We start from the raw sequence: 12,302 nt of genomic DNA on the forward strand, positions 1-12,302 counted from the left end.
TTTTACGAAATTACTTCAAATTACGCGTAGATACAAAATATCTCACTGTGAAAAGCGAAAAACCAAAAGTGAAAAGGTTCCGGTTCGAAGCCGAATACTTCTTTTTACTTTTCACGTCTTACCTCCGCTTAAACACACTTAAAAAAACCACCGGATATTTTCTCCTCTTTTATTTGATCACACCGGTTCTTCATGAAATTCATGCCCAGAATGCCGATACCAGTTCAGTAGAATGGATTGAAGTGTATTTCAATATGCCGGCAGATCATTCTGTGGCCAAAGAGAACAACAAGGCTAATGATGAGCATGATCTGGTTAAGACACTGGTGGATTTGATCGACTCCGCAAAATACAGTGTTGATTTGGCTATTTACGATTTGGAAAATATGAAAGTGGGCCGGGCGTTGGTTCATGCGGCCGAAAGGGGAGTACGGGTTCGGGTAGTTACCGATTATTACAATCGTTTCAACGACCGTGAGTTGGATGAGAAAATGTGGACTACGCTGCGGAGCGCCGGAATTTACAGTATAGATGATGGCGGCGATGTATTTCACCCCGACGGATCGGTAACATCAAACCGGTTGGTCGGTGCCAGTTACGATATGCACAACAAGTTTGCCGTGATCGATATTCTGAGTGAGAATCCTGATGACCATTATGTGTGGACCGGCTCCATGAACCTGACGTATACAGGCCCGATCAACACCAATAATACCATTGTAATTAAAGACAGCGGAATTGCCGAGGCATATTACAAGGAGTTTTGCCAGATGTGGGGCGGAGAGGGAGATCTTCCAAATCCCGGGTTGGCGCGTTATCATAAAGACAAACAGTACGTGGGAGAGAGTATCTTTTTTGTTGATTCGACCCAAGTGGAGTTGTTTTTTGCTCCGATCAACCGGGACCGAACCAAACCTTCGCCCGGTACCAGGATTTATGAATTGATTCGGGATGAAGCCGAGCAGGATGTCAATTTTCTGGCGTTTGCAATTACGCACAATATCCCGATGAGCCAGGAGATGTGGCGGCGCTCTTTTCGTGACGGGATTAAACTACAGGGATTGATTGATCCGCGATTTTACGCCCAATACAGAAATGCCGGTATTATCTGGGCTACGCCTGAGGCTCGAATGGGAACGCGCAATATCCGCCAGGCAAATGAACTTCGGACGCTTCACAGCAAAATCATGCTGATTGATGTGACCAAACCGTTCGAGAATAATCGTGGAATTGCTATTGCGGGATCGTACAACTATTCCAAAAATGCTGAGGAAAATAACGATGAAAATTTGTTGATTTTTCACTCCCCAACCATTGCCAATCAATATTACCAGGATTTTATGGGTGCGATGAATCGTGCTATTGGGGCGGCCGCACCACCCGTTCCTCCAATTGATATCAATGAATGGTACACCGTTTCGGAAGTTATTGACGGCAATATGTTCCAAATTGAGATTGCCGAAGGTTTTGGATACCCGGTCAGATTACTTGGAGTGGATGCACCGCGAATGTACGCGGGTCAGGATTCATCTGAATATTTTTCCGGGCATGCAGCTGTTTTCCTGAGAAATCTTCTTGAGGGAAAAGAGGTAAGATTAAAAGGGTTCAACCTGGGAGTTCCGGAATCTCGTTACAGTTCGTACCGGGCGTATGTTGAAATGCGTGACGGGAATGGAAATATTAAACACATAAATTCAGAATTGATTAAAAAGGGTTTTGGGGAATGGACCCCGTATTTCCGTCAGCATCCGGATTCGGTAAGTGCCTTTCAACAATACGAAAGACTGGCACGGGGGATGAGAGTTGGTATGTGGAGGAATACAGAAAAAGTTGGCGAATTGATACCAAGAGTTCATTTGGAAAATGCAAATACCCAAGTTGCCATCACATTTCCAATCAATATAAATACCGCAAATATGGAGACATTGCAGGCACTTACCGGAATTGGCCCCACCTATGCCACACGAATTGTACAATACAGGCTGGAACACGGACTCTTCAAAGATGTGGATGAGCTGACCAATATTCGTGGAATCGGGCCTGTAACTATGCAGAAATTGAGACCATACGTGACTGTTGAGTAGAGATCATCCGATGAATAAAACGTATCCAATCGTAAATCGCTCACTCACAAATCTAATATCGCATATCAAATCTCTCTCTATAAAAAAATAACCCCTACCGGGTATCAGCCGATAGAGGTTAATCAAGAGAGATTCTTAGTAAAATGGTTTGCTCTAAAAAGCGTGAATCGGGAGGGGCTCGAACCCTCGACCCACGGCTTAAAAGGCCGTTGCTCTACCGACTGAGCTACCGATTCAACGAGCATATCGTTCTCGTCAAAGGCTGTCAAGATAAGAGTTTTATCAATTGAAAATCAAACGTTGAAATCTAATTTTTAAACTCTTTTACTTATATGATTAAACATTCAGTAGAACAAAGTCCTTTATAAGCATGCAGAACAAAGACTTTCTAATTATCTTAACGGTGTAAATTCCGTTCTATTTCGAACCAGATAAATTTATTAATATGGCAACCATTTTTACAAAAATTATTCGCGGCGAGATTCCATGCTACAAGGTGGCAGAAAATGATACGCATTTCGCTTTTCTTGATATCAATCCCATAGCCGAAGGACATACGCTGGTGGTTCCGAAGAAAGAAACAGATTATATATTTGATCTTTCTGATGAGGATCTTGCACAAACCGTAATTTTTGCTAAAAAGATCGCTTTTGCCATTGATCGTGCCTTAAAACCCATCCGTACAGGTGTTATCCTGGAAGGGTTGGAAGTACCGCATGCGCACGTGCATCTTGTTCCCATCTATGAGGAGAGTCAAAACGTATCGCTCAGAAACAAGGTTGAAGTATCAAAAGAGAAAATGGAAGTACTGGCGAAATCCATTGCTGATGAGGTTCGGTTATGAGAATTTTGATTTTAAACGGACCCAACCTGAATTTACTCGGAAAGCGGGATGAAGCCGTTTACGGTACTGAAACGCTCAACGATGTAGAAGATCTGTTGAGCCAATCCTATCCCGATCATGATTTTATTTTTGTGCAGAGTAACCACGAGGGAGATTTGATCGATGCCATTCAATCCGTACGAACCGGAACGATAGACGCTGTGGTTGCGAATTGGGGCGGGTTTACGCATTCATCCGTTGCCATTCATGACGCCCTGGAACTTATTTCCGTGCCAAAAGTGGAAGTGCATATTTCCAACATTCATGCCCGGGAAGAGTTTCGTGAACGGTCCATAACCGGCAAAGCGATGAATGGAATTATTACCGGATTTGGAATCAACAGCTATGTGCTCGGCGTGCAGGCCGCTCTGCAACTCATTTCGAAAAAATAAACGGTGCGAAAACTCAAAGAACTTTTTTCCGATTCGTTGATTTATGGTGTCAGTAATGTGCTGGCACGATTTATCAATTATCTGCTGGTTCCGTTCTACACCGATGTTTTTTCCACTGCACTTTATGGGACTGTTGGGCTGGTTTATGCAGCAATTACATTTTTGAATGTGGTTTTTACCTTTGGAATGGAATCCGCTTACCTGCGATATGCTGAATATCGAGAGGAAGCTGCTGATATTTTTAAGACCATTCAGCTCAGTCTGCTTGGATTTGCTACACTTCTTTGTCTGTTACTTTGGCTGATGATGCCGTGGCTGCTGCACCAGTTTAACTTAGGTCCTGAAAGCTCGGGCATTTTTATCTTAATGCTGGGAATTGTTTGGTTTGATACGCTTGGAATTGTGCCGCTGGCTGAGCTGAGGCTGGTACGAAAAACCATTCCTTTTGCGGTATTAAAATTTGTGCATGTCATCATCAACCTTTCGCTTAATTTTTACCTGATTTTAGGGTTGAATTATGGAATTGAAGCGGTCTTTATTGCTAATCTTTCCGCTTCAATGTTTGTTACGTTAATGGTTTGGGTATTCACAGCAGATTTGTTCAAAGGCACCTGGAATGGGGAGTGGATGAAAAAAGTCATTCAATTCGGATGGCCATTTGTACCCGCAGGAATCGGATTTGCCATCAATGAAGTACTGGACCGCTTTTTCCTGAACAATATGGATCCTGCCGTTGCAACGGAGTTGTACGGAGCCAACATCACTCCCGAAGATATTGTTGGGATTTATAATGCGTGTTACAAACTTGCGGTTTTTATGCTTCTTCTTGTCCAGATGTACCGGATGGCGTGGCAGCCGTTTTTTATGCGACACGCGAAAGACGAGGAGTCTCCAAAAGTATTTGGGCAGGCGTTTATCTGGTATAATGCTGCTTCCGCAATCCTGTTTCTGGCGGTTGCCCTTTTTAAAGAGCAGATTGTTGCAATTCGAATTCCTGTTCTCAATGCTACTTTAATCGGCAGCGATTACTGGCTCGGGTTGGAAATTGTACCTTATCTCTTGCTGGCATATTGGTTTCATGGCTGGTATATCAACTTTTCGTCCGGTGTATTTATCAAAGAAAAAACCAAAGTGTTGTATAAAATTACATTGATGGGCGCCGCGATTACAATCGTTGCTAACCTTGCACTTATTCCACATTTCGGGATGATTGGTTCGGCTGTTGCCACTTTGATGAGTTATGGTTCTATGGCACTTACGCTTGGATACTTCAGCCGGAAAATTATGCATGTGCCTTATCGATTGAGAGAAAGTTTCGGTTTAATGGTATTTTTTGCAGCACTGGTTCTGGGTGAGCCAACAATCTCAGGCTGGCTTGGAACAGGATGGCTCATCTCAAAAGAATTGATATTTATTTCAGGAATTTCTGTAATGGGATTGTATTTATGGGTTCTTACAGATAGAAATGATGAATTTTGAATGTTGAATTTTTAATGGCTCGTGAGAGCCATGACGAGATCAGGAAATGTAATTCAGGAGAAGAGTTTTAAATTCGCGCTCGACATTATTGGGTTATGTAAAGAATTGAAAGCAAGAAAAGAGTTTGAAATTTCGAGACAGCTACTGAGGGCAGGAACAAGTATTGGCGCAAATGTTGAAGAAGGAATTGCCGCTTATTCCAAGAAAGATTTTATGCATAAAATGAGTATTGCTTCCAAAGAAGGGAGAGAGACAAATTATTGGTTGAGGCTTGTGAAAGCGAGTAATTTAGTTGAAGTTCCCGATCAATATTTTTCTGATATCAACGAGATAAATTCTATTTTGACATCAATTGTAAAAACAACTTCTGAGTCACTGAAGTAATTTTGAATGTTAAGTTTTGAATTAAATTCATTCAACATTCAAAAATTCCAAATTCAACATTCCCAAAATGATCAAATCTCTCCACATTAAAGATTTTGCGCTGATTGATGAACTGGATGTTCAATTTCAGCCGGGACTCAATGTACTCACGGGACAAACCGGCGCGGGTAAATCAATTATTATCGGCGCACTGCACATGATTTTGGGCGAGCGTGCCGATACGGATGTCATCAGAAAAGGGGCAGACAAGGCCATTTCTGAAGCATTTATTTACGTAGGGAAGAATGATTATTTAAAAAATCTGCTTGAAGAGCAATCCATTGATTATAGCGAAGAACTCATTCTTCGGCGGGAGATTCGGCAACATGGTAGCCGTGCGTTTATTAATGATACGCCGGTAAATATTTCTGTCTTAAAGCAGGTGGGGGATCAGCTTGTGGATCTGCATGGCCAATACGATCATCAGCTTTTGTTGAAAGAAGAACACCATCAAGGCGTGATTGATCAGTTTGATTCCATTGAGCCGGTGTTAGAATCCTATCAAAAAGAATACCGGTCCATGCAGGATTTGCAAAAGCAATTGCGGGATCTCAGGAAAAAAGAACGGGAGCTTAAAGACAAAACCGAGCTCTACAAATTCCAGGTAAAAGAATTGGAAACGGCTGAACTGGATCCCCATGAAGAGGAGGAGCTTGAAGCTGAAATGAATCTTTTGGACAATGCCGAAGATCTGGACCAGAAGGCATCAGCAATTACTGAGATCGGCAATGGCGATGAAGTGAGCCTGATGGACATGCTGAATACCATCAAACTGAACCTGGAAGATATGGCACGGATTGAACCGGAATTTGGAACGTATCTCCAGGAGGTAACAACGGCGAGAATCAGTATCCAGGAGACCATTCAATTTGCTGAACGGTATCGTGATCGGATTGAATTTAATCCGCAGAGGTTGGAGAAGCTTCGCCAGCGTCAGTCTGAACTTAATCGACTTCAGAAAAAATACCAGAGATCCATTCCGGATCTGATTTCTTATCTGAATGAAATCAAATCGGAATTGAATGTTGCCGAAAATTTTGATGTAGAGATTGAACGGATTGAGAAGAAAATTGAGGATCAGGCTCATATTCTGAAGGAAAAAGCTGTAGACCTTCATGAGGAAAGAGAGGCTATTGGCCGATATCTTTCAGACGATATTGTACTTTCCCTGAAAAATCTGGGCATCCAACACGGACAATTTAAAGTGGAGGTTGCCTGGAGATTTTTGGGAAAAGGCTGGATTGATATCGACGGACAAAAAGTGGATTGTAATGAAGATGGCTGCGATGATGTGCGCTTTTTTATCTCCACAAATAAAGGTGAAGATCCCAAGCCATTAGCCACGATAGCATCCGGCGGGGAAGTAAGCCGCGTGATGTTATCACTCAAATCTATTTTGGCGCGAGAGCAAAAACTGCCGGTTATGATTTTCGATGAAATTGATACGGGAATCAGCGGCGAAATATCCGAAAAAGTAGGCCGTGTGATGCGGGGTCTTTCCGAAATGTGCCAGATTGTAGCAATTACACATCAACCACAAATTGCAAGCCAGGCGCATAAACATTACAAAGTGCAGAAAGTAGAAGAGGATGATCGGACGGTTACCAAAATTCTTCCGCTTTCTGATGAGGAACATATCCGCGAAGTTGCGAGTTTGATGAGTGGGGAGCAGATTACCGAATCGGCTCTTACCAGTGCCCGCGAATTGATAGACCGTGGCGGGATGAGAAACTGATTTCAGTTGAAATTAGCAGTAACCAGTAAACAACTTTTCTATTCACTTTAATTAAAAAATATGTCGAAGAATCATTCTGAAAAATTTGTTGCTCTTGTTGATGATGCCCTGACACGAATTCCGGAAATATCTGCGGATGAAGTGGCTCAAAAATTGGTTAGGAAGGAAAATTTTACAGTGATTGATACCCGTGAAGCTCACGAATTTGAAGACGGTCATCTGCCAAAGGCTATACACCTGAGTAAAGGAGTTATTGAACGCGATATTGAAGATGAAATTGATGAATATGACCGAGAGTTGGTGCTTTATTGCGGCGGAGGTTATCGCTCGGCACTGGCTGCAGACAACCTGCAAAAGATGGGTTATACCAATGTGAAATCTATGGCCGGCGGTTGGCGTGAATGGACAGAAAAACAATTTCCGACTGAAGACTAAATGGTTTTCTCTGGATGAAAATCTGCCTGCTCTTTTTCAATTTTTTGTTGATGGCGTCAACCGTCATCGCTCAAACCTCGGTACTGATTACCTACCACAGCGAAACCGGTAATACAGAGAAAATGGCACAGGCGGTTGCTGAAGGCGCAAACTCTGTTGAAGGAGTATCTGTAAAAATTTTGACAACGGCCGAAACGAGAGAATCAGACTTGTTGGAAGCTGACGCCATTATCATCGGAAGTCCGGTTCATAATGCGAATGTATCTGCTGAAGTTCAGCGTTTTATTGCATCCTTGCCCTTTGAAGATGAGCCGCTAAAGAATAAGATAGGAGCGGTATTTGTGACGGGAGGAGGAATATCTGCCGGCGAAGAAATTGTTCAAATGAATATGATCCAGAGCATGCTGGTTTTCGGGATGATTATTGTGGGAGGCCCGGACTGGACACAACCATTTGGTGCTTCCGCTATTACATCTGAACCGCCGTTTACGGCAAATTCAACAGAAGATATATCCGATCAGTTTCTACAAAAAGGGAGGCTTTTAGGCAAACGGGTGGCTGAGATTTCAACAAATTTCAGCAAAGAATAAATTGTACTTTTTCCCCTATCTAATGCTTGAAAATGAAGCGAACTTTTTAGTAAAAAGAATAAATAAACGAAGGAGAGTTAGAGACTTAGCATACCAGTAGCAGGTATTGAATCGAATCAGAGATCTTAGAAAACTCTAATTTGAGTGGAGGACAGGTCATGATATCTTTCATGTCAACTACTTGGTATGAAACACGTTCTTACTTGTCTATTTATATTCGTATTAGCGAATACTCTTCAGGCACAAACTAATGCTTCTATACGAGGATACATTACAGATAGTAACTCAGGTGATGTATTGCTTGCTGCAACTACTGGTATTATCCAGCTAAGTAAAGGTGTGTCTACCAACTCCGAAGGTTTTTTTCAGATCACAAATATTCCTCCCGGTGCATATCTAATTACTGCTTCATATGTAGGATATGAGGATTTCAGTCAACAGTTGACATTTAATGAGGGCGATGATCTTGAACTTCATATCCAGTTGAAACCAAAGGCATACCAGCTCGGGGAGGTAACGGTAAAATCATTAAAACATGAACAGACCAAACACGATATAGGTGTTGCTCATGTGGATCCTTCCTTTATTAATAATTTACCGTCGCTATTTGAAGATGATATTTTTAGGTCATTACAGTTATTGCCGGGGGTGAAAAGTAGTTCCGAGCTTTCCAGCGGCCTTTATATTCGGGGAGGAAGTCCGGACCAAACTCTGATTTTATTTGATCATGCTCCGGTTTATAACCCATCACATTTTTTTGGATTTTACTCCACGTTTAATCCTTCTGTGATAACAGATGCGAATCTTTTTAAAGGCAACTATCCTGCTAAATATGGAGGGCGTCTGGGTTCGGTTCTTTCCCTGCAGAACAGAGAAACGAATAATGAGAAAGTTGGGGGAGAAGTTTCTGTTGGAATGCTTGCCGCAAGTGCTGCAGTTGAAACACCATTTTGGGATCGAAAAGGTGGGATTATGGTCGCTCTTCGAAGGTCTACCATTGATCCGGTGTTGGGAATACTTCGTGATTCATATGAGGATATCCCCGAAAAGTTCTATTTCTGGGACCTCAATAGCAAGGTTTATCTTAAGCCTAATGCAAACAACCATTTATCACTATCCATTTATTCCGGGGTAGATCATCTCCGTTTTCCTTTTGCCAAAGATGCCGGCATCCGTACGGATTATGGAAACCAAACCATCAGTGGTACATGGCAGCATAATTTTTCTGGCACTTTTTTTGGTGAAGTTCACTTTATCGGTTCACGCTATTTTAGTCAGCCGTCTTTTGATGTTGCTTCTACTTTATCGGAAAAAGAGAATGAGATTTTTGACCGAACCCTGAAAATGGATTTCGAATACCTTCCCGGTGAAACTCATGAGATTTCGTTTGGCTATTCACTACAATTGCAGAACTTACAATTGCTGGAGGAATACGACCAAAATCCTGTCTTTGAGACTGATATTCAGACCCATTCGCATGCATTCTATATTCAGGATGATTGGAACGTATCCCGAAAGGTTAAGTTTTCTCCGGGATTGCGAATTCAGCATATGTACGGCACAGAGCATTTGTTGCTGGAGCCGAGAATCTCATTTGAATATATCCCGTCTTCAGTACTTCGTTTACAGGCCGCCTATGGAAGATTCAGTCAATATTTGACGATGGCTACGAATGATAATTTGAGCGGGCTCGATGTGTGGTATTCAGCCGGCCAGAATATGCAACCTGCGGTGGGAGACCAATACGGTGTGGGAGCGAAATTACAGCCATCGGAGAATTATAATGTGGATGTGGAATTTTATTATCGAACGATGTCCAATCTGTTCGAACCGGACCCGTATTTACCGGATCGTTCAGGGATTCCCTATCAAGAAATATTCAGATACGGAGAGGGATTTGCTTACGGTTCTGAACTATTATTCAAAGGCAACCTGGGCAAGCTAACGGGGTTTGTTGGCTATTCGTTTAGTATCACGCGAAGAAGATTTTATGATGAAAACTCTCAGGACTGGGGAGAATTTTTTGCCCCGAATTTCGATAGAAACCACGATTTTAGTATCGTTGCTTCATATAAAATCAATTCCAAATGGTCGGCTTCTACTGTATTTCGTTATACAAGTGGCCAACCTTACACCCAGCCTCTCGGCAGAACTTTTTCTTTTGAATCACCCTTTGCCGGAAGAGGAAAACACCAGGTAATAAATGGAGAATTCAATGCAGCACGAATGCCTGCATATCACCGACTCGACATTGGTTTTACCAGAGTGGGCTCATTTCTTGGCTTGGGCAGTTCAAAATTTCAGTTCCAGGTTATTAATGTTTATTCAAGACGCAACATCTGGTTCTATAACTATGATTTAAACAAGACAGGCCCGAATCAAAGAGAGGCGGTTAAATTGCTTCCGGTGCTTCCAAGTTTGTCATATACGGTAAATTTTTAGACAGATGAAGAAAGCACTGTTATCTATATTTTTTCTTGTCATTTTATACGGATGTGATCTCTACGAGGTAGAGCAGTTTGAAGAGACATATGCGATTGAATCTTACCTTATCGCTGATGAAAACCTGCCACAAGTAATGGTTACAAAAACCTTACCCATTGGTGCAAAATTTAACAAGAACCGTATTGCCATTCCAAATGCAACCGTGGAAATTTCTCTGTTGAAAGCGGATGGTTCAATTGATGAGAAATATGTTTTTTTTCACACTAAATCAGGTCAGTATTTGCCGGAAACTGAGGTATTGGTAAAACCTAAAAGATGGTATCAACTAACCGTTACGATGACGGACGGAAGCCTCGTTGAAGCGAAAACATTTGTTCCCGATACATTTACGATTGCTAATGAGATAGAGGGTGCCTATGTCTATCAGAGCAATTCGAAAATTTCCATTTCTGCCACTCCAAGCAGTTATTACAATCGGTCTTCGTACTATATGTTTACGGCGGAAGCAGTTGAAACTGTTGAAGAAAACTTAACTCCTTATTACAAAGATCTTGTCAAAGACAAGGGCAGCTGGATTAACAGTTACTATATCAACTCTTCAGAAATTACGAACGAGAATAAGTATAAAAGAGATTCAAGCGGCAACTTATCTATGGAAATTCCCTGGTCTCTTTTTGCTTTTTATGGCCAAAACGATGTTTCAATCAGTGCCATAGATGACAATATTTATGACTACATGCGTTCTTCTGACGACATTACGGCTGGCACAACTTTAGGATCAACAAGCGTTCAAAATGTGAAATATAATGTAACCGGCGGTATTGGTATTTTCGGTAGCCTTGCAAGAGTTACAAAGCGGGTTGAAATTACTCCATAGACATTTCTGTTGATAAACGTGTAGCTGAGATTGCGAGAGATTTCAGCAGAAAAAATTGTTCTTTTTCTTTTGTCCACATCTAATATTTAAAAATGGGTCGTACTTTTCTGGAAAGGGAGCGAATAAAAGGAGGGGAGTTATGGCCAAGATTCTGCATAAAATCATTGATGAACAGATTAAGTCGTGGGAACTGGAAAGTTCGTTTAAGAATAAAATCATTGCTCCACAGGGCAAACAATTTCCGGTGATTACCATTTCGAGGGAATTCGGTGCAAGAGGTGCGGCGCTGGCAGCCCTGATGGGAGAGAAAATTGGCTTTAAGGTATGGGACAGAGACATACTTCAAGCCATTGCTGATAAACTTGGAAGCAATCAAAAATACCTGAAATCGCTGGATGAAAGCCGAAGGGTATTGATTGAAGATGTGGTTGTTGGATTCATGAAGAATGTGAATACCAACGTCAATTATCTTCGGACGCTGAATAGGTTGATCCGAACAATCGAGTATCACGGAAACGCCATTATTGTGGGGAGGGGTGCCAATTATATCTGCAAGAATCCACATTCTTTCCATTTGAGGATTGTTTCTCCCGTTGAACGAAGAGCGGCTGATTATGCAAGCAGGGAAGGCATCAGTAAAGAAGACGCGCTTGCAATTATTCGTAAAACCGATGAAGAAAGAGCGGAATTTGTTCGGTACCATTTCAAAAGTGATGTATCGAACGCATCCAACTACGACCTACTTATAAACTCCGCTACATTCAGCCTGCAGGATATGATGTCGATTGTGATTGAAGCTTATGAACAAAAAAGCGGCTTTCAACTCGAAATCATTAACTGACTGTTTTTCATTCATGAAGGGGTAGGCTGTATCATCGCTGCATCAAGAAGGCACTTGGATTTGACTAAGTTTATAATTTGATGTAAATGAAAGAGACCATAACCAAAACTGCTAAGAA

At 41.9% G+C, this 12,302-nt stretch carries 11 protein-coding genes and 1 tRNA gene; 11 read left to right on the forward strand and 1 reads right to left on the reverse strand.

The window, feature by feature from the left end:
- Positions 1–47 precede the first annotated feature (47 nt).
- Complete coding sequence (locus tag L0B18_RS05475) at positions 48–2,084, forward strand: phospholipase D-like domain-containing protein (protein WP_234569323.1); 2,037 nt, start codon at positions 48–50, stop codon at positions 2,082–2,084.
- A gap of 163 nt (positions 2,085–2,247) precedes the next feature.
- Here L0B18_RS05475 and L0B18_RS05480 read toward each other — a convergent pair.
- Positions 2,248–2,320: transfer RNA gene (locus tag L0B18_RS05480), tRNA-Lys, on the reverse strand.
- A gap of 209 nt (positions 2,321–2,529) precedes the next feature.
- On the opposite strand from L0B18_RS05480, the gene L0B18_RS05485 reads away from it, so the two are divergent.
- From L0B18_RS05485 to L0B18_RS05530, 10 genes are all read left to right on the forward strand, one after another.
- Positions 2,530–2,928, forward strand: a complete 399-nt coding sequence (locus L0B18_RS05485; RefSeq protein WP_234569325.1) for an HIT family protein — start codon at positions 2,530–2,532, stop codon at positions 2,926–2,928.
- Positions 2,925–3,359 carry a type II 3-dehydroquinate dehydratase gene (locus L0B18_RS05490; RefSeq protein WP_234569328.1) on the forward strand — a complete coding sequence of 145 codons (435 nt, stop codon included), beginning with the start codon at positions 2,925–2,927 and terminating at the stop codon, positions 3,357–3,359. The genes L0B18_RS05485 and L0B18_RS05490 overlap by 4 nt, the downstream gene beginning before the upstream one ends.
- Positions 3,360–3,362: 3 nt before the next feature.
- Positions 3,363–4,838, forward strand: a complete 1,476-nt coding sequence (locus L0B18_RS05495) for a lipopolysaccharide biosynthesis protein (protein ID WP_234569341.1) — start codon at positions 3,363–3,365, stop codon at positions 4,836–4,838.
- A 30-nt stretch (positions 4,839–4,868) separates the two neighbouring features.
- The gene (locus L0B18_RS05500; protein ID WP_234569344.1) at positions 4,869–5,222 is read left to right on the forward strand and encodes a four helix bundle protein; all 354 of its coding nucleotides are present in this window, start codon (positions 4,869–4,871) and stop codon (positions 5,220–5,222) included.
- Positions 5,223–5,289: 67 nt separating this feature from the next.
- Positions 5,290–6,996: a DNA repair protein RecN gene (gene recN / locus L0B18_RS05505; protein ID WP_234569345.1), complete on the forward strand. Its 1,707-nt coding sequence runs from the start codon at positions 5,290–5,292 to the stop codon at positions 6,994–6,996.
- 60 nt (positions 6,997–7,056) lie between these two features.
- On the forward strand, positions 7,057–7,431 hold the full coding sequence (locus L0B18_RS05510; protein WP_234569360.1) for a rhodanese-like domain-containing protein: 375 nt from the start codon (positions 7,057–7,059) through the stop codon (positions 7,429–7,431).
- 14 nt (positions 7,432–7,445) lie between these two features.
- Positions 7,446–8,021, forward strand: coding sequence for a flavodoxin family protein (locus L0B18_RS05515; RefSeq protein ID WP_234569362.1), 576 nt, complete (start codon positions 7,446–7,448; stop codon positions 8,019–8,021).
- Between the two features lie 186 nt (positions 8,022–8,207).
- On the forward strand, positions 8,208–10,463 hold the full coding sequence (locus L0B18_RS05520) for a TonB-dependent receptor (protein ID WP_234569364.1): 2,256 nt from the start codon (positions 8,208–8,210) through the stop codon (positions 10,461–10,463).
- Between the two features lie 4 nt (positions 10,464–10,467).
- Positions 10,468–11,343, forward strand: a complete 876-nt coding sequence (locus tag L0B18_RS05525) for a DUF4249 family protein (protein ID WP_234569365.1) — start codon at positions 10,468–10,470, stop codon at positions 11,341–11,343.
- Between the two features lie 139 nt (positions 11,344–11,482).
- Positions 11,483–12,184, forward strand: coding sequence for an AAA family ATPase (locus L0B18_RS05530; RefSeq protein ID WP_234569367.1), 702 nt, complete (start codon positions 11,483–11,485; stop codon positions 12,182–12,184).
- Positions 12,185–12,302: the final 118 nt, after the last annotated feature.

It is taken from the genome of Rhodohalobacter sp. 614A (assembly GCF_021462415.1).
In the GTDB taxonomy this organism is placed as follows: domain Bacteria; phylum Bacteroidota; class Rhodothermia; order Balneolales; family Balneolaceae; genus Rhodohalobacter.

What these genes read in the sequence shown, in the direction of transcription:
- L0B18_RS05485 (WP_234569325.1), top strand. Translation starts at nt 2,530, where the DNA reads ATGGCAACCATTTTTACAAAAATTATTCGCGGCGAGATTCCATGCTAC.
- L0B18_RS05490 (WP_234569328.1), top strand. Translation starts at nt 2,925, where the DNA reads ATGAGAATTTTGATTTTAAACGGACCCAACCTGAATTTACTCGGAAAG.
- L0B18_RS05500 (WP_234569344.1), top strand. Translation starts at nt 4,869, where the DNA reads ATGACGAGATCAGGAAATGTAATTCAGGAGAAGAGTTTTAAATTCGCG.
- recN (WP_234569345.1), top strand. Translation starts at nt 5,290, where the DNA reads ATGATCAAATCTCTCCACATTAAAGATTTTGCGCTGATTGATGAACTG.
- L0B18_RS05510 (WP_234569360.1), top strand. Translation starts at nt 7,057, where the DNA reads ATGTCGAAGAATCATTCTGAAAAATTTGTTGCTCTTGTTGATGATGCC.
- L0B18_RS05515 (WP_234569362.1), top strand. Translation starts at nt 7,446, where the DNA reads ATGAAAATCTGCCTGCTCTTTTTCAATTTTTTGTTGATGGCGTCAACC.
- L0B18_RS05520 (WP_234569364.1), top strand. Translation starts at nt 8,208, where the DNA reads ATGAAACACGTTCTTACTTGTCTATTTATATTCGTATTAGCGAATACT.
- L0B18_RS05525 (WP_234569365.1), top strand. Translation starts at nt 10,468, where the DNA reads ATGAAGAAAGCACTGTTATCTATATTTTTTCTTGTCATTTTATACGGA.
- L0B18_RS05530 (WP_234569367.1), top strand. Translation starts at nt 11,483, where the DNA reads ATGGCCAAGATTCTGCATAAAATCATTGATGAACAGATTAAGTCGTGG.